Source organism: Pediococcus damnosus, assembly GCF_001611155.1.
GTDB lineage: Bacteria > Bacillota > Bacilli > Lactobacillales > Lactobacillaceae > Pediococcus > Pediococcus damnosus.
The window spans coordinates 1,507,215-1,526,426 of sequence record NZ_CP012294.1 but is presented as its reverse complement, the minus strand read 5'-3'; the positions used below and the strand labels follow the sequence as shown (position 1 = coordinate 1,526,426).

The 19,212-nt window shown below is 39.3% G+C and carries 13 protein-coding genes; 2 read left to right on the top strand and 11 right to left on the bottom strand.

Features of this window, described 5'->3' with window-relative positions; translation table 11 throughout:
* Window position 1: 1 nt before the first annotated feature.
* A complete protein-coding gene (locus ADU73_RS07055) occupies window positions 2–1,381 on the bottom strand; it encodes a GH25 family lysozyme (protein ID WP_052694520.1) in 1,380 nt (459 codons plus the stop codon).
* Between the two features lie 346 nt (window positions 1,382–1,727).
* Between ADU73_RS07055 and ADU73_RS07050 the strand changes: the two genes are divergently transcribed.
* The gene (locus tag ADU73_RS07050; RefSeq protein WP_056986240.1) at window positions 1,728–3,158 is read left to right on the top strand and encodes an SEC10/PgrA surface exclusion domain-containing protein; all 1,431 of its coding nucleotides are present in this window, start codon (window positions 1,728–1,730) and stop codon (window positions 3,156–3,158) included.
* A 443-nt stretch (window positions 3,159–3,601) separates the two neighbouring features.
* On the opposite strand, the gene ADU73_RS10760 is transcribed toward ADU73_RS07050, so the two are convergent.
* The 10 genes from ADU73_RS10760 to ADU73_RS07005 form a co-directional block, all read right to left on the bottom strand.
* Window positions 3,602–5,386 (bottom strand): DEAD/DEAH box helicase, encoded by a 1,785-nt coding sequence (locus ADU73_RS10760; RefSeq protein ID WP_257722208.1) that lies wholly within the window; start codon window positions 5,384–5,386, stop codon window positions 3,602–3,604.
* Window positions 5,387–5,392: 6 nt separating this feature from the next.
* Entirely contained in the window at window positions 5,393–6,895 is a 1,503-nt protein-coding gene (locus ADU73_RS10755) for an SWIM zinc finger family protein (protein WP_226996028.1), read from the bottom strand.
* Window positions 6,896–7,059: 164 nt separating this feature from the next.
* Entirely contained in the window at window positions 7,060–7,977 is a 918-nt protein-coding gene (gene rihC, locus ADU73_RS07040) for a ribonucleoside hydrolase RihC (RefSeq protein ID WP_046871689.1), read from the bottom strand.
* A gap of 109 nt (window positions 7,978–8,086) precedes the next feature.
* Window positions 8,087–8,803, bottom strand: coding sequence for a class A sortase (locus ADU73_RS07035; protein WP_062913327.1), 717 nt, complete (start codon window positions 8,801–8,803; stop codon window positions 8,087–8,089).
* Window positions 8,804–9,018: 215 nt separating this feature from the next.
* Complete coding sequence (locus ADU73_RS07030) at window positions 9,019–9,849, bottom strand: class C sortase (protein WP_062916590.1); 831 nt, start codon at window positions 9,847–9,849, stop codon at window positions 9,019–9,021.
* 106 nt (window positions 9,850–9,955) lie between these two features.
* Window positions 9,956–11,380 carry a SpaA isopeptide-forming pilin-related protein gene (locus tag ADU73_RS07025; RefSeq protein WP_046871687.1) on the bottom strand — a complete coding sequence of 475 codons (1,425 nt, stop codon included), beginning with the start codon at window positions 11,378–11,380 and terminating at the stop codon, window positions 9,956–9,958.
* 113 nt (window positions 11,381–11,493) lie between these two features.
* The gene (locus ADU73_RS07020) at window positions 11,494–13,599 is read right to left on the bottom strand and encodes a DUF7601 domain-containing protein (protein ID WP_145930492.1); all 2,106 of its coding nucleotides are present in this window, start codon (window positions 13,597–13,599) and stop codon (window positions 11,494–11,496) included.
* A 219-nt stretch (window positions 13,600–13,818) separates the two neighbouring features.
* On the bottom strand, window positions 13,819–14,091 hold the full coding sequence (locus ADU73_RS07015; RefSeq protein ID WP_062913325.1) for a hypothetical protein: 273 nt from the start codon (window positions 14,089–14,091) through the stop codon (window positions 13,819–13,821).
* A gap of 310 nt (window positions 14,092–14,401) precedes the next feature.
* Complete coding sequence (locus ADU73_RS07010; RefSeq protein ID WP_046871684.1) at window positions 14,402–15,694, bottom strand: NupC/NupG family nucleoside CNT transporter; 1,293 nt, start codon at window positions 15,692–15,694, stop codon at window positions 14,402–14,404.
* Window positions 15,695–15,906: 212 nt separating this feature from the next.
* Window positions 15,907–18,276 (bottom strand): ATP-dependent DNA helicase, encoded by a 2,370-nt coding sequence (locus tag ADU73_RS07005; RefSeq protein WP_046871683.1) that lies wholly within the window; start codon window positions 18,274–18,276, stop codon window positions 15,907–15,909.
* 166 nt (window positions 18,277–18,442) lie between these two features.
* Here ADU73_RS07005 and ADU73_RS07000 point away from each other — a divergent pair, with 166 nt between their 5' ends.
* A complete protein-coding gene (locus ADU73_RS07000) occupies window positions 18,443–19,051 on the top strand; it encodes a C40 family peptidase (RefSeq protein ID WP_062904010.1) in 609 nt (202 codons plus the stop codon).
* Window positions 19,052–19,212: the final 161 nt, after the last annotated feature.

The following is a 19,212-nucleotide window of genomic DNA, read 5'->3' as shown; positions in this document are numbered from 1 at the left end:
CCTAATTACTCGTAACCATGTTTTTATTGATATAACCGATCCAGGTCTTTCCGTTGTATAAGGAATAGTAAGTACTCCCGTTTGGATGGTTATAATAATATTTCACCGTATACGTTTGGCCGTAATAAGTATTGGTGCTGCCATACTTTTTTGTAAACGAAAGATTGCGCCAAATTGTTTGATTCTGTTTCGCAATTTGGACCGTCTTGTTGGTCCCAATGGCTTTCCAAGTGGCGTTGGCATTCACATAACCAAACCATGTATTTCCTTTATAAAGGGAGTAGTATGCCTGACCGTTGCCTCGGTAATATTGGTACTTAACGGTAAACTGCTGATTCACATAATTTTTACTGTAATGTTTAACATTGGCCCACACAAAGTTATTCCAAACTGTGTAATTTGGGTCATAAATTGTTACGGAATGATTGAAGGAATGCGCCGTCATCACCGTCATTGCGTTGGCATTCACATAGCCAACCCACTTGCCGTTCTTATCATAAAGCGATAGGTAGGTACTGCCATTACTATGTTTATAATAATATTTTGCGTAGTACGTTTTGCCAGAGGTGCCCGTTTGCCCACTCTTCGCAGTAAACGACAAATTCTTCCAAATGGTGTAACTGGATTTAGCACCATTTTCGGTGACATATTTTTTATAACTGATGGCGTTGCTGGTAGAATCCACGAACCAAGAATTTGTTTTGCCCTTCTTCAGGCTGGCATCTACAAGCTCGCCGATTGGGGAACAATTCCATTCATCGGTATATTGCCAGAGCACATGTGAAATTCCAGTTGGTTCAGCCTGTGTATAACTTGCTAACCAAAAACCATCGTAACTTTTAAGTGCACTAGCTGCATATGATTGGGCAAAACTATTGTAAGAATAAAACAGAACATGTTTACTTGTTAAACTATGTAATTCTGTATACCAAGCCTTGGTTGCCGAGTTGGTGGTGCCACTCGTAACTGTTTGCTCTTCATAATCATTTACATAAAAACTAGCATTTGGAGCCCGATTATATAAATCTTTTGCCTCTTGTTTAGCATCCGATGTGCTTGAATACTGACTATATGAGTAAGCGCCATATTTCAAACCATATTGCTGACACAATGCCGCGTTATGAGAGAAATATTTATCCTTATAATCACTGCCTTGTTGCACCCGCAAAATAATAAATGGCTCAACTTTTGCCAATTTTTTAACCTGGCTAGCAGAAAGTTCTCCTTGCCACTCAGACAGATCCGGAATCTGTGAATTTAGCGTGGCCGCCTGGGCATGCTGAGTAGCAACCCCCGTAAAAATAAGGAGACTGATCATAACCATTGTTACCTTTAACCAGAATGACTTCTTTGATCTTTGATGCGTATGTATGACATCCATTTTGTAACTTCCTTCCTAAATAAAAAAATAATCTAAAACCACTAACAAATTAATTTAGCAAGAAAAGATTCCATACTTTTATGCTCAAAACTCCCCAATAATTAGATTATTGAGGAGCTGTTTGGTGATTACATCTTATTAATTATACTCCGTGTGCTCACAAAATCAATTGAGTTTCCAGCATTCCTCAAGATTAGGTTAAGCATCCAACTTTAAATGAATATTAAAAATAACGAGTTTATGAATATTCTTATAGCAAGATTAATTAGAATTCCAAATTTGTATACACTATAAAGAATAAAAGTGCTATCATTTAGATGTTATATAAACTATAGGGGGATTTGCAATGAACAAACTAAGTAAAATTGCAGTAGCTACGTTGGCTTCCGTCAACATGGTTGGTGCTGGTGTGATCACGCCTTCACTTTTGGGTCAAGCCGTCAGCGTTCAGGCTAGTTCTAGTTACAAGAAAGTAGCCAGTCGCAACATTAAGAAAACGGCTTACCATCGGAAGAGTTCAACTGGGACAGTTTGGAATGCCAGTCATACTAAGGCACTACATTATCTTAAAAACTATTCCAAAACAACTTGGAATGTGACCAAGCAGATTACACTCAAACATAATGGTAAGAAAACTAATTATTTCTATGTGAAAGATTCAAAAAACTCTAAGATCAATGGCTACGTTTATACTGGCTATGTGACAAAAGGTGCTTACAAAGCTCCCGGTTATACCGTTACATACAATCACAAATATGGTAAAGTTCAATATCACCGCGCTTCCAGCAAGTCCGTATCCGTTTGGAATACCGGTCATAAAAAGGCTGTTCATAATTTAAAGAACTACCCAACCACCACTTGGTACGTAGATCAGACGATTACTTGGAAATCACCTAAGGGCGCCAAGAGTAATTATTATCATGTAATTGATAAGAACAATAGTAAGGTTAATGGCTATGTATGGCATGGTTACGTCACAAAAGGTGCTTACGTAAAACCAGCCAAAACAACAATTATAAAACCAAGTGTTGCTGCTGATAAGAACTCAATTAAGTTACCTGCTGGCTATTACTCCGCTTTAGCAAAATATGCAAAAGATGCTGATGCTGGTAAAAGTACAACTAATGATGCTAAGGCCATTGATAAATTTGCAAAAACTGGTTCAGCTCAAACTTATAAACAATCATCAAGTGACCAGGCTGTAAAAATTGATGATGTAAACAAATTATCATCAACAATTCAGTTACAATTAACTCAGTTTGCGGCTCAATTAATTAATAACATTCGCAAACAAGCTGGCAATCCTGGTGTGACTGTTTCAAAAGGTGCCATTGACTTTGCCTCTGCTGTTAATAAAGGCTACATGGCTGACAATTGGAATCTTATGGAGAAGAGTGCTCATGATGTTCCGGCCATTCAAAAGGCAGCCAAATCATTTGGTCTAAATGCCGATGAACAATACTATGAAAACCTGTCTGTCTTGGAAAGTACTAACAAATCTGAATACAACACATTGGCAGACTTAAAGGGTGGCATCTATCAATCAATGCTTATTTTCTTATTTAAAGATGCCGGGAGTTCATATGGCCATGCCCAATCAATCGCGGGATGCCACACTGAAAAGAAAACTTACTTTGGGTTTGCTGCCCAACATTTTACTGATGGTGATCGTTACGCCTATCAGACTCATTATGAATTGATTCCTAACGATCCATTTTACATTACGACTCCTTCCAAGTTTAATACGAAGACAACTTACGCAATACCATCAAACTAGTCTTTATCAATTAATGAGTTAATTTTAAAACTAAAAAATAAGCTCCGTTACTGGTTTTTAATCCAATAACGGAGCTTATTTTAGTAACTACAAAAAGGTTAAAAAGACAGCGACTTCCCCAGTTCGGAGGCGTTTGGCCTCAGGGGGTGAAATTTATCTTAGCGATTTTTGCTTAGATAAAGGTCGAGTTTGAAGACAAGTGACCTGCTTGGCTTCAAATCGTGCCCGCTATTACGCATAAAGGTCGGTTTTCGTACCGAAAACCCGCAATGCTTCATACGCTGTCGATTCTTGTGGCAAAGATAGCCGCAAGAACTCGCACCCCGTTTCAGGCCAAGTGAGCCGGAGAACGGCAGTTAACCTAATTTCAGTAAACTGAACTGTTAATGACAGTAATTAGCGTCACATTGCACTTCCAACCTTTAGGGTGACTACACAAAATGTTATTCAATTCCTAATATCAAACGAACTTCTTCTTCAGTCAACGATCCTTTATTTTCAGTACCACTCAGCACTTGATCCACAAAGTTACGTTTTTTCTCCTGTAACTTATAGATTTGTTCTTCAATGGTTCCCTTTGTGATTAAACGGAAAACATCAACTTTCTTGGTCTGGCCAATTCGATGGGCCCGCGCTGTGGCTTGATCCTCAACGGCCGGATTCCACCACAAGTCTACCAAGATCACCATGTCAGCGCCGGTCAAATTCAATCCGGTTCCGCCGGCTTTTAGCGAAATTAAGAAAATATTCTTCTCGCCAGCGTTAAACTCATTGACCATATCCAATCGTTCTTTAGGTTTGGTGCTTCCCTGTAACACATAATGATCCATTTTTTGTTTGGTTAATTCGTTGCCGATAATATCCAGCATGCTGGTAAATTGTGAAAAAATCAAAACGTGCCGGTCATTTTCTTCCGCCTGCCGCAAGATTTCATATAATTGCTCCAGCTTACCGGAATCACCCCGATACTCGTCCATATACAAGGACGGCGTATCACAAATCTGGCGCAAACGCGTGAGCCCGGCCAAAATGGCCAACTTATTTTTCACAAAACTGGTGCTAGTCATCCCTTGCACCTTAACCTGCATTTGCTTCAATTGCGCTAAATAAACGGTCTTTTGTTTCGTAGTTAGCTCATTATACAAATTAGTTTCCACTTTTGCCGGAATATCCTTCAGCACAACCGATTTTTCCCGTCTTAAAATAAACGGTTTAACCCGCACGGCCACTTCTTCGGGCGAGAGCTTTTTAAACGCCTTTTTGCCAGGTAATAGTCCGGGCATAATGATTTCAAAAATTGCCCATAACTCTTCCACCCGATTTTCAATGGGCGTTCCTGATAACGCGAAAGTATTTTTCGGTGTTAGTTTGCGAATGCTCTGATTCGTTTTGGTACTGGCATTTTTAACATATTGCGCTTCATCCAAAACCAAGTAATTGATCTTGCGCTCGTTATATTCGGCCACATCCAAACGCGCACTGTTGTAACTCGTGATTAAGACTTCCGTTTTACCCTTTTCAATCAATTCACGGCGATTTTCTTTGTTGCCATCCACTACCTGGGTCGTCACATTCGGCGCAAACTTCGCGAATTCTTCTTGCCAGTTATAAATTAGGGAAGCTGGTGACACGATCAAATCTGGCTTGCTTTCATCCAAATGATTCATCAAAAAGGCGATCATCTGTATTGTTTTACCGAGTCCCATTTCATCGGCCAAAATCCCGCCGAAGTTGTAGGAATCCAACATTTCTAACCATCTGACCCCTACTTCTTGGTAAGGACGCAACGTTCCGTTAACCGGATTAATCGTCTTAACTTCGAATTTTTCTGGGTGGGCTAAGTTGGTAGACAATGCTTGAAACTTTTCATCAAAGTTCGCCGTATCTTTTAAAGCTGCTTGAACCGCAAGCGCTTGGGAAGCATGGACCTGCATTTCACCATGTTTAAACTTACCTTGTTTTCGAATCTTGAGCAGGGCCTTGCTAACCTTCCGAAATTCGTCATCAACCAGAATAATTGAACCATCAGATTGGGAAATGTACGGTTGTTCCACATCCAGTTGTTCCAGCATGTGGTCAACGTCGTTTTCACTAACGCCATCCACCGAAAACTTAACTGTCAATAAGCCGTCCTTTTCAGAAACATCCACCGCTGGCTTCAAGTCATTCGAATCATGCAATAATGCTTGGAGATCTTCTGAAACGGCAACGATCCCATTTGCCCGCAGGTTAGGTCATTCCTGCATAAAGAAGCGATATAACACATCTTCTTGATCAAAGTTCTTAACCCATACATCATTTTGCGGTTTAAATTTCAAACTCGCTAAATAATCCTTGGTTTGTTTTTCTTTATCTAAATTACGGCTGGCCTTCGAGTATTTGCCAATATTGGCACTCGAAATCAACTCGCCATCGTATTCGTAATTCAACTCTAATTGAAGTTCATTACCATTTTTACTTAGATCAAAATGAGGGGTCATTTGATTGGTCATAAACACCTTGGGCACGGTAATAACGCCGACTTCTTTAAAGAATTCAATGAAGTCGTTTAATTCAGTTTCGCTACCCCACGCAAAATGCATCGCCGCTGGGTCAGCGACATCGGCTTCTTGACGCAGCTTACGCGTAATTTCATTACCCATAATTGTGTTGTAAGCACTCAAAATCTGTTTAACGGTGTCCATTTGCCGAGGTGTCGCTTGATACAACTTATTTTGCACAATCAAAACAGCGTTAGCAGCAACGTAGGTTTGCACATGACTTGTAATCGTTAATTTGTAGCCGTCGTCTTGGGCCAACGTGCCTTCAAGCAACCCATCATCTGGTTGGAATTGTTTGTAGATAATCTCATTAAAAACCGTTTTATGCTCTGCTTGTTGAAATTTAAAATCAGGTAACTCTTCAAAAAGTTTGAAGAATTGTGAAACATGTGACGTTGATAGCAATAAATACTTGCTGGGACTAAGGGTGCTGTTCCCGGTAAAATCAGGTTTGCCAGCTTCAACAATGAAATCCAACAATTTCTGATCAGTTTCAGAAAATGCCGATTTACCTAGTTGAAAGTCAGCTTTACCAGCCGTTTGAAACACGTCATTATTTTTATAAGCTTCAAAAAAGCGATCTAAATTATTAACAATATAAAATCTTTGGTCAGACTGAGCGGCCACTCGGAATTTTATAAAAAATCGATTTTCTAAGGTATCGTAGTCCAAACCTTCATTAACTTGACCGACCATTAAGGTCACTTCTAAACTTAAGGGCTCAGCAGCCGCTTCTGGTAGGGGTTGAAAATACTGCTTTTCAGGAATATCTAGGTTCTTCAAAAACAGCTCACCATACTCATCAGCCTGGGGCTTTTTTCTATGTACCATTCTAATTTCGGGAAAGTTGGTTACTGGCTTCGAATGAGAATGTGTGGACATTGTTGTTTTCCCATCATCGAGGGCATTCGATTCATCATTATCAAATAAGGCTTCAATCGGTGTATTTTGTGCTTTGAAATATTCAATCACAGCCGCAATGTGTTTGCAGTAGCCATTTCCTGGGAAATACGGACATTCACAAGAATCAGCATCTGGATCAGCTTGATTAACTTCCACGGCATACGGATACGTCCCAAAAACTGTCGCCTTGACCACTTTATTCGTTTTATCAATCTTTTCAATATGAACTTTATCATTTTGAACAATTTTCTTGCCGCGCGCCCAAATTTTCGCGGGCATTTTTCTTCGATACATTTAATCGCTCCAACTTCTCAATATCTTTATCACTACAGAGTCCATTCTACACTACCCCGGACGGGAATTACTAGCAGCGATGGCCGGAATCAAAAAGCTTTTTGAAAACGAGGCGCCTTGCTCACCTCATTTACAAAAAGCTTTTAACTTAATTTAAGTTCAATTTATTCAGTTTTCATATTCTGAACTTCTTCAATAAACCACTGATTGAAGTCATCCGCATCAATACCAACGGCAACTTGGGCATTGGTGTTCCCCAGATGATAAGCGCCCCGAATATCAGCGACCGTTTCCCCAATGGCCGGGCCACTCGTTTGAATATCAATCCAGTACCTGGCAGTTTGATAAAATTCAGGATGCAATAGATAACAAATTGTGTTCACATCATGCATCGGAATACCACCTTCATGACCTTCATAATAATGCTTAAAAATGGAAGCCAGCATGTTGCCCGCTTCACCTAACGTCCCAACGGTATTTAACGTTTTTTGCGTTAGTAAAGCTTTCATCGTAACATCCAGCCCAATCATCACGATCGGAATCCCAGAATTGTACATAATCTGTGCCGCATCCGGATCCGTATACACGTTAAACTCGGCAGCACTGGTCATATTACCGCGACCCAAGGAACCACCCATCGCAATGATTCGCGAAATTTTCGGTTTAACTTCAGGATGCGTTGCCAACAACAAAGCAATATTGGTATAAGCTCCCGTTGGCACTAAAGTGATTGGTTCTGGGCTTTTCATAATTGTCTGATACAAAGCTTCCATAGCAGTATGTTTAACCGTGTCGCCAACCAGTTCGTCAAAATTATATCCGGGCATCCCTGATTCACCGTGAATTCGGGCAGCATCTTCAAATGGTTTGATCAAAGGTTGTTCGGCACCACTGGCAACTGGCACTTTCTTATTGAAAAAGTGGACGAGTTTCAAGGCGTTCTTGGTGGTCTTGTCCACGGTCACATTTCCAGCAACCGTTGTGATTAATTTAACGGCAAGCGCCGGATTGTTTAAAGCCACCGAAATCGCAGCAGCATCATCAATTCCTGGATCACAGTCCATAATTATTTTGGTGGTCATTTTTATTATCCCCCATCTATTAACTCCATTCAGTACACTTCCATTGTACTGGATTCTCGGATTATTAATAGTCTTAAGTGCTTGGGTGGGATCTCACAAGCGTTTAAACTTAACCAAAAATATTCTTGTACTTGTTTAAATTAGTGCTGGTTCCCACCAATTCACCCTGGACAACAATTCGATTGGGTTCATTTGTAGCCGGTGACGCACAGGTAATTAACGTAACCACTTTTTTACCAGCGACTTCTTTAAGCACTTCAACTTCACTCTTAGGAACGGTTCGCTTACTGTATGTGCGGTAGCGATAAACTTTTTTCATATCCGTTAAATAGATCATGTCGCTAATTTTGACTTGTTTAAGGGGTGAAAATAAAATTCGGGTATTCGTCATATAATGCCCTGATATGGCATAGTTACCCTGCCCCATTTGTTGGTCTTCGCTCATGGTACCGGCACCGCGTGAAAGGACTTCGTGCCCTAACCCTTTTCCAATTGGCAAACGGAGGGCAACGCTTGGAATGGAAACTTTGCCAAGGGGTGCATAGTCACCGGCATCATCACCCTGAGAAAGACCATTGGTAAATCCCTTTGTGGCATTCTTGGCAGCCTCAACACTAACACTGACCGGATTTAGCATTTCGACAGAGGAGTAGTCAAAGTTAGCTGGTTTTCGTTTGGAAGCTTCCACCTTTTTTGGCGTCATATTTTCGACTTCTTCATTACCCATGTGCTCAATTAAAGGATTACTCAATAACCCGACCATCGCAATTATCAAACCGATACAAAAGATTCCAGCTACTAACCACTTTTTTGCTTTTCGACTCATCTACTCATGCCCTCCCTTTTCAATATCTAAGGTCTATTTTGCCTTCGCAAAATCTTATTTTCATGTCGGATGTCCATCCTCGCTACGCCATTAAAATGGCTAGTCGGACTGGCTCCTTTTCAAAATCTAAGGTCTATTTTGCTCTCGCAAAATCTTATCTTCAAGACGGATGTCCATCCTCGCTACGCCATTAAAATGGCTAGTCGGACTGGCTCCTAATGCTTTTTCACATATCCAGATCGTCTTTTTTTATACCAACGATAACCACCGTATGCGGCACCACCGGCCACAACGACCCCTAGGCCAATCCATATCCATGGAATTTGTTGCTTAGGTGCTGGTTCTTTTTCGTTTGGAATTCGATGTCCCCGAACCAACAACCGATGACTGTTGATCATGTATGGCGTACAAGTCATCAGCGTTACGTAATTATACTTATCATCCTTCGCAAAATTACCGAGCTCATCTGGCGTAATCGTCTTAATTCGATCAACCTTATAGGTCATTTTCTTACCTTTAGAATTAATGAAGAAACGGTCACCCTTTTTTAGTTTGGGTAAATCAGTAAAAAGTTTACTTCCAGGTAAGCCACGATGAGCCGTAACCACACTATGCGAACCCTTTTTTCCATCTAGTGGGGACGTCTTTTCCATGAGACCAGCGCCTTCACTAAGTTGCAGATCGTCGGTTCCTTTAAAGATCGGTAACTTGGCATCAATGCCAGGAATATTGATGGTTCCCAACATTTCAACTTGGGTCAGCATTCCGTTGATTGTATTTGATTTTTTATCTTCATCCACTTTTTTAACATTAAACTGCTGAAATGGATTTTTGAACCAAGATAACGTTTTATTAATTTGGGAGGTGGAAACAACGACTGCCTGTTTACTATGTCGTGAAACACTATTATATGTGTCGATCATGCGGTACTGTTGTTGTTGCGACATTGCGTTTGAAACGAACGGGAACGAAATGATCCCCAATCCGATAACAAATATTAGCGTTGCAATTGTCCGTTTTAGCCATTTCTTTTTAATGACTAACACCTCCTTTAATAAAATTTAAGTTTTTCTATTTATGTATGACAATAAGGATGCGTCGTAACCATCCTTATTGTTAATGAAACTTATGTCGTAAAAATTAAATTAGTGATTAAATTAATTTATTTTTACGTGATTTGTAGTAGTAGAATCCTGCGCCACCCATCAATACTGCACCGACAAGGACGAATACCCAGATTCCCATACCACCAGTAATTGGTAAGTCATATTTTGTATTCTTAATTTCTTTTGCTGCTTCTGCTTCTGAGTCTCCATCAATAGTAAATGGAATAGTACTATCTAATTTACCATAGTGATTTGGAGCCACATCTTCTTCTAGATAGTAAGTTCCATAAGGCATTAATGGAATATTAAATGCACCTAATGTAGTGCCATTATCTCCATCACCAGATGTGAATGGCGTTGCATTTTCCTTGTTTGCCACCCATTTCACAAACTTACCACCTTCAAATTGTGCGAACTCTCCTTGACCAAGTACTGAATTATTTTTTACATAGAAAACAGCACCGGCCAATTTTTCACTATCTTTACTATCAATTTTTGTGAAGTCTTTTTCACCAAATTTAAGGAAGTTTTTTGCGTAAATTGTCCATACACTACCTTCCTTTTTTGCGTGTACATCATCTGGTGAGTCAGTGATCGTGATATTTCCACCCGAGACATTAAATTTAATTGTAATAGGTGTATATCCATCCACTGCGGTTTCTGTTAATGTATAATCTCCTGCAGCCAGATTTTCAATCTTAATTCTACCTTGAGCATTTGTAGAAGATTCTACAGGTGTAAAATCTCCTGTGTCTTTAGTTAAAGTAAACTTAATTCCTGATTTAAAAATAAATTCTCCTGGTTCATTAGGATTTTCCATTTTCTTTTCAAGTTCTGGATCTGTTTTTGGCACATCATTCTTAGCATATAAATGAACTGTGTCACCGGTAGCTTTTTCTAAAGGTAAGTTGAAGACAATTGGCGCTGCTTTGGTAGTTGTGTGACTTGCATCTGCATATGTTTCAAGAATCATGTATTTACCACTATTTGTAATTTGAGTAAAATTAAACAAATTAGCATTATTCTCATCTTTTCGTGAATCAATTGTTTGGTCTGCCTCTGTTATACCTAAGTCTGCTAGTAGCGCTGTATGGTCATCGCCAAAATCTAAAATGTATTTTTGGAAAGCATTAAATGCATCCCCATCATTATCATAACTTGGTGTTCCTGGCTTAGCTTTCCAGGCCGTAAATGCTGAATCTACACTATAAATAGAAAATTCTACATCTCCGTGGCTGCTTTTATTCCAGTCACTGAAACCATTAATAGTTCCTTGGTTAGTACCATCACTAGTAATACCTCCCGTAGTACCTTGGTCTCGCACCATCTTGTGCAAACTCACTGTAACTTTATCATCAGCTGCACTCACACTCTTAATGCTCGTCAACCCGAGTGCCAGCGGTGCCATTGCTGCTGCAACCAGCAGACCGGCTCCAATCTTTTTGAAAAATCCTTTTTTCGTTGCTATCATGTGTTTTCCTCCTATAATGTCTAGCTATTACCCTCTTTGATTTTTTGTTGCCTAATTTTTAATAGGAACCAACTTAACCTCGTCGTCCCAATATATGTGGCAGAATAATCCAATTATCCATTCACATTACCTCGTCGGTTTTTATAAAGTAAGTAACCTCCAACAGCTACTACCAGCAATCCAACAAGGATAAATATGAGATTACCAATTCCACCCGTAACAGGCATATTTGGTTTAGTTAAGTGATTATTAAACACGACAGATGTGGAATTAGAATTGATGGTTGTAAAATCAATTGTAATTTCTTTTTTCTCTTCAGCACCATTATTTTCATGCTTAATCGTTGTTTTATAACCATCCGCATCAATTTCTGTAATTGTTACCTTGGCATCTTTAGGCAACCCTTTAATAGTTGCTGTTTGATCAGCCTCTAGTTCAATTGAAGAGGTAGATTTTCCATCTTCATCAAAAGTGATATCTTGTTCACTGCCATCACCAGCAGTATATTTATAGGTACCAGCTTTTTTAGGATCAATACTTAAATTGAATTTAAATTTAGTCCCATGAGGAACATCGCCAGTCACCGTTTTCTTAATCTGAAGATCCTTGGTTTCTGGTTCTTCTTCAAATTTATTCGTATAATCAACGATGTGACTTTGGCCTTTATCGGCTTCACCCATTTGAACTGGTCCAGTTTCTCGATTGTCTGACTCAACAGCATTGCCATCAATTTCAATACCTGTACTTGCACCGTGAGCTTCTGTTTCGTTAATCGAGAACCTCGAACCATTTGGTACAACTAATGAGACATATTGTCCATGCTTTAAGGTGATTTCTTCTGATTTACCATCTGTAAATTTAAGATTTATTTCCTCACCTTGACCATTGATTTTCATTTTTAAGGTGCCGTCAAAATTTTCTTCATCTAAACGAGTGATAACAAACTTGAATTCTTTATTCTTATCATCATCACTACCTTCGACTGTCTTTTTAACAACTAATTGAGTCTCTTCTGGTTCTGGCTCAACTTCTGTTGTAGGGTTATACGTCCAAGAATGGGTTTCTGCAGATGATCCCAAGTAAGTATCTGCAACAATTGTTCCATTGAAGTTCGTATAACTTTGTACGGTTTGAGAAGGTGCCAATACAGATCCAAAGAACATATTTCCAACAAGGTTCACTTCTTCGGACCCTTCTGGAATTGCCCATAAAATTGAATAATTATATCGGGTTCCTTTCCCAGCTTCGGGATCAGGTCCAATAAGCTCGCCATCCACATATACATGCATGTGGGCACTACCTAGTGCACCACTATCTTTGTCCGGTGTAGCAACAAAGATAACATTTTGTTCATCTCTTAATTTTATATTTAAGGTCTTACCCGCTATTTGACTATTACTTACTTTAATTACAAAAGTATTTTGTACCGCTTCATCTTCAAAGTTTAATGTCAATCCATTGCTATCTTCTGTTAAATAGCGAGTGTCATCAAAATCAATGGCATAAGGGGTATTAACTAGGTTATCTCTTGTTTGCTTTAAGGTTGTCAAAGTATCTGTGACATCAATCCAATTACCATTAATTGCGGCTCCTGTAATGTTGTCACCACTATTATTATATTGATAACTAACCCGTCCAGTTCCTAAAGGCCCACCAGTCAAGAAAGTCTGAGCACCATTATTAATATCCGTAAGTGAATGCTCATTTCCAAAAACGGCTGCTCTGAAGGTAAGCCGATCTCGACGTCCGTCATACGCTTTTACGTAACTTGTTTCTTGCCAACGTGTATCACGTCCTTCATTACCAATTTCAGATACGTTAGTCAAAGAATTAACGGCAATATTTCCACTGGTATGCGCATTCCCACCTCTTGCAAAATTTTCCGCAAAAATATGAAAGTTAGCTGCAACTCCTAATGGGTTACCAGATCGATCTGGAAATTCTGGTAAAGGAATTTCTGTTACTGCACGTGTTGCCTTTTCTGTAGCACTACCGGTATCACTATTCGTTCTTGCCCTACTATTTTGGTCAACATCAGTGTCCGCATCGTCGTTATCTTCTGATTCAGTACTTCCACTACTTTGACTTTCTTCTTTAGAAGTTTCAGATTCTTTTTCAGTTGCTGAACTATCCTCTGATTCTACTTTTTCATTTTCTACCGGTGCCAGGAATGAAAGAGAACCAAATTTAACGTTTTCCTTCAAACCACTAAATTTCATTTCTAAATCAGCTTCAAAATCTTTTGTAATACTTTGGATTTCTAGTGGAAGCGCTATCTCATAATTAAACACCTAATCATCTTCAATATTTTCGAAATCTTTTTTGTTCCATTTCAGCATGTAACTATTAAGTGCTGCATCATGTTGAAAGGTCATTGCTGGAGCCTTTACAAAGGTTCCATTAACCACTTCTGGTTTAAGTGTTTGTGTCTCTTTTTTTTAAGTTAAACTGTCTGTTCCAAGCAATTTAATTGATGTACTATCATTTTCACGGGCTTGTTTTCCCGTCATCTTCAAGTGAAATTTAGCATTCACTTGCTGATCTGCATCAACTTCCTCCAACTTTTCGTCATTTTCGTTTGTAAACTCTGTTTCTGTGATCTTAAATTGATCATCTTTGTCTCCTTCAGCAAAGGCTCCCGTAGCGGGATATCCAATTCCAAAGAGTAACAAACAGATCATTAAGACCGAGTAAACTCTCCTGATGGCCATACAGTTATCCTCCTATAAAATGTTGTGTGTGGTCGGCTCTTCAATATTTCTTATATGAATCATAACATGGTGTTTATTTAGATAAAACCAATATGACCACACTTTTCTTATGATTACGATAATATTATGGTTAAGTACATTATCTTTTTAATTTTATAAAAATAAAAACTATTCTGAAATTTGCAAAACCTCAACCACAGAATGTTGTGGTCAAAATCGTTATCATTTTGGATAAAAAAATCCCCTCGAAGTTAATAAATGATTTTCATTTATTAACCCCAAGGGGATTAAATTAGTTATTTAATTTATTCTACCAACTGAACAGCCCAACAATTCCAGCTGACATCAGTGAAACTAACACACCGGATAACAGCATGTAGCCAACATTTTTTGAAATCACATCGTTTTTCTTACGATCCACAATTCCCTTGAACGCTCCAATAATCATCCCGGTCGTTGAGAGGTTTGCGAAAGAAGTTAAGAAAACTGTTAACATAGCCTTAAAATGAGGCGCATATGTTGAAATAACGGGGGAAACTTTCCCCATGACCACAAATTCGTTGGTCACTAATTTGGTTCCCATGAACTGCGCAAATTTAAAGGCCGTTGGCACATCCAAGCCCAAGAGCCAAGCAAAGGGAAACATGATAACACCCAAAATGTTTTCCATCGTCAACCATGGCGCTACTAATTGTAAACAAGAATCAATCAATTTAGCCAAGGCCACGAAGGCAATTACGTTGGCTAAAATAATCAAAACCAGTTTACCAGCACCAAGAATTGAATCTCCCAAGAATGAGAAGAATGGCTCTTTCTTAGGTTTCATATCTGCTTTAACTTGATCTTCTGCCAAGTCTTCAGAACCACTCGTTTCTGTAGTCTGCGTATTTTCTTCAACCTGCGCACTGCCACCAAGTTTAGCGATTGTATCTTCTTCTGGAGTCACCGTAACAGGATTCAAAATAATGGTGACAATAATTGCATTCACAATGTTAATTGGCACCGCGGCGATTACATACTCGCCAGGCATCATCTGCATATACGCACCAAGAATTGAAGCCGTCACACAACTCATTGACATCATGGCGATTGTCACCAAACGTTGGGCCTTCATCTGTTTCAATTGAAGACTAGAAACTGCCAAGGCTTCGGTGTTACCAAGGAACATCATTTCAACCGCAAAAAATGATTCGAATTTTGGTTGACGGGTAATAAATGCCAAACCGCGACCAACCCATTTAATTAACCAAGGTAAAAACCCAATATAAGTTAAAATATCGAATAATGGCACGATCATCAAAATTGGTAACAATGAACTAGTGACAAAATCCATTGGTTTAACTTTCACCCAACTGGCTAAGGCAAAACCGATTCCTGAATACGAAATTTGAACCATCCAGTTAAATGCGCCGGCTGCAGCTTTCACTCCGTCGATTCCGATCGAAAAGCCGGTCAAAAACCAAGCCAAGAAAATGTTGATCACTAACATTGTAATGACTGAACGCCAGTCAACGTGTTTCTTATCTTTGGAGAACAAAAATGCGACACCAATAAATACAAAAATTCCAATAATATTAACAATTAAATATCTGCCATTTCCCATTCTGCTAGCTCCTCTTCCTATATGTATGCTCCCAATAATTAAAATGCTCCTTATATAATATACCGATTAAGCGTACCCCTGTAAACAGCCAATGTAAGAAATCGTTTGTTCCCGGTTAAACTTGTTTACTTTAAAACAAAAATTGTGTAAAAACTCCCTATCCGAGTTTCTACACAATTTTCAGAAAAAATAAGTAATTTTATTTTCTGAGACTATTCGTCCAGCTTTTGCCAAAATCCTTGCACATTTTTCGCTAACTGTTCCACCGAATACACGCGTTGATAATGTTGCCAATGTCTTGGAAACAAACGGGTATACCGTTGATTACCAAAGCGATTGTCCATCAATACCACGTTGCCGGCATCCTGATCGCTACGAATCAAACGCCCCGCCGCCTGCAACACGTGATTCATCCCTGGCAACTGGTAGGCATATTCAAATCCTTTGCCGTTTTTTTGATCGAAGTAATCGCGGAGTAAATTGCGTTCATCACTCAATCCCGGTAACCCCACGCTCACAATTGCCACGCCAATGAGGTAGTCACCCACCAAATCAATGCCTTCCGAAAAAATGCCGCCCAGCACACTAAATCCGATCAAGGAATGCGGATAGTTTTTAGCAAAGGCATCGAGAAATTCTTTTCGAGCCGCTTCATTCATTTGATTACTTTGTTCAATCACGTTGAACTGCTGATATTTTTGGAGAAACGCATTCTCAATTTGCGTCATGTATTTGTATGAGGGACAGAAAATTAAATAATTTCCTTGTTTGGCGTTTACCATTTCAAAAATGCTGTCGACAATGCTACCTAAACTGTTTTCCCGCTGATGATAAGTCGTGTTTACATATTGCGTGATTAAAATATTTTGGCGTTGTTCTAAAAATGGCGAAGTTAACTGCAAACTCAATCCATTTTCGGCACATCCCAGCGTTTCTTTGAAATAATCCATCGGTGACAGCGTTGCTGAAAAGAAGACCACACCCCGACCCATTTTTAATGACATATCTAAGTATGGACTTGGATCTAAGCACAACTCTTTGACACTCACACTTTGATCTTCCTCAATTGTCACAATTACACGATAACTTTCATCGTAGAACGCCGAGATTTTGACGTACCTTAATAATGTGAAATAAAAATCCAAGATTTGGGAGGTGAATGGGGTTTGCGGCTGTTTTGGTAACCAATCCTGTACAAAACTATTAAATTTTTCTAGGCCATGCCGAAAACCAGTCAGCTCTTCGGTCGTCACCGCCTGCGTTTTATGTTGCTCCGTCAATGGAATTTTCACTTGATCAAAAACGGTTTGAACTTTCTTTAATTGGTTGGTAATTCCCTGAATATCTTCATTTTTGCCCGCCGTTTTTCCAGCCTTGATTAAATCGTCGGTATCCCCATCATCTACCTGCGCAGTATACATGTCTCGAGATCGTGACACTAAATTATGCGCTTCATCAACCAAGAAGAAGTTGGCATCCTCTGGTTGGGTGAAGAATCGTTGTAAATAGACAATTGGATCAAACAGATAATTGTAATCACAAATAATGACGTCCATAAACGTCGAGATATCCAGTGAAAATTCAAATGGATCTAAGGTATGCTTTTTCGCATATTTTTCAATGGTTGGTCGCGTAATCTGGTTCTCGTGTTCAAAGACATCCCGAATACCATCCTTCAGGCGATCATAATAACCAATCATATAAGGATTGTCTTCCGGAGCCACATCCACTTCTTCGGGAAAAATAATTTTATCCTTTGCAGTTAGGGTAATGCTTTTAATCTGCAGGCCTTTATCGACCATTAGTTGCAACCCTTTTTCAGCGACACTGCGGGTACTTTGTTTGGCCGTTAAATAAAATAACCGGTCACATAGATCCTCTCCCATGGCTTTAATGCTGGGAAACAGTGTTGAAATTGTTTTTCCCGTTCCGGTTGGTGCTTCCACAAACAACCGCTTTTTTAGCGCAATCGTTTTGTAGACGGCGACAGCCAAATCTCGTTGGCCATTGCGATACTCATCAAACGGGAACTTTAAAGCTTTAATACTTTTGTTACGCGTTTTTCGCCAATCACTGCGCATGACCAGCCAGTTTCGATATTCTTCAATTAAGCCATCGAAAAACGTCTGCAATTCTTCGCTTGTGTAAGTATGTTCTGTTTTGGTAATCTCGTCAGTTGTGCGTTGATAATAAGTTAACCGCAAAGTGACTTTTGGCAAATCTAAATCATGGGTTAGAATTGCGCCATAAACTTTGGCCTGACTCCAATACAAGGTTAGTGTATTTTCCGACAGATCCTCAAAATCAGGATCGGACGTTTTAATTTCTTCAATTAATAATTGATCGGCGGTTTGAATAACGCCATCCGCACGACCATCAATGACATAGTCTTCACCAGCCATCGAAACCGTTCGTTTGACGTAAACTTCTTTTTCGTAGTTTTCACCACCCGCCTTTTGCAGCTTCCGATGAATCTGCGCCCCTTCTAAGGCGGTATTTTGACTATTACTTGATGAATTCAGGTCGCCAGCACGAAGCACGAACTCAACTAGTTCTCGAATCCCTATTTTTTTTGCTGCCATCCGCGACGACCTTTCTTTAATAGTTAAACGTGTCTCAAAAAGCTGATCGTTTTTTGAGGTCACTCTTTAGTAACATCTAGACTTACATTTAAAATATTTTTGTTAACTTCCCGTAACATAAGGCTGTTATGATTGATAAATTCGGTCCATTAAATAAGGAGTATTTATGAAAACTAAATCTGCACTTCCCATTTTACTATTCTTTGCAACCTTTTTGGCGATCTTCTTCGGCCAATCCACAATTTCGGCGGATAGCATTAAGCCAATTCAGGGCATTCAGGCCACTGCCAACCATACAGACACCTTGTCTTCGATTAGCATTCCTGAAAAAATCCAAGCAATAAAATCCGATTCTAAAGCAAACGTTGCTGACACAAGTGATAAGAAAGCGACTAAAAACTACAGTGATTTAATTAACTTGGCTCGTAAGCAACTTGGTAAAGATTACGTTTGGGGTGCGGTTGGCCCAGATACATTTGATTGTTCTGGTCTAACCCAATACTTGTTTGCCAATGCCTACAACAAGACGTTGCCAAGAACGGCCGCAGCTCAATATGCAGCTTTTGACCACGTTTCTCATGATGACGTTCAGCCTGGAGATCTTGTTTTCTTCAGTTACAACGGTGGCGCTTCAATTGATCATGTAGGAATTGTCGTTTCTGGCGATAACCAAATGATTGATGCGCAAGATCGTGGTGTCCTTAAAGAAAGTTACATGGCTTCTTATTGGAAACCTTATATTGCAGGCTATGCACATGTGATGGATCTTAAATAGCTTAAAACCAAACTGTACAAATTAAACATAGCACACTAAAAAAGAAATGATTTCCTTTATGAAGAAGATAGCAATCTAGCTATCTTCTTTTTTTATAAAAAAAGTACTGATAGATTTCACAACCGTGAATACCCATCAGTACTATTTTTGATTATGTTAAT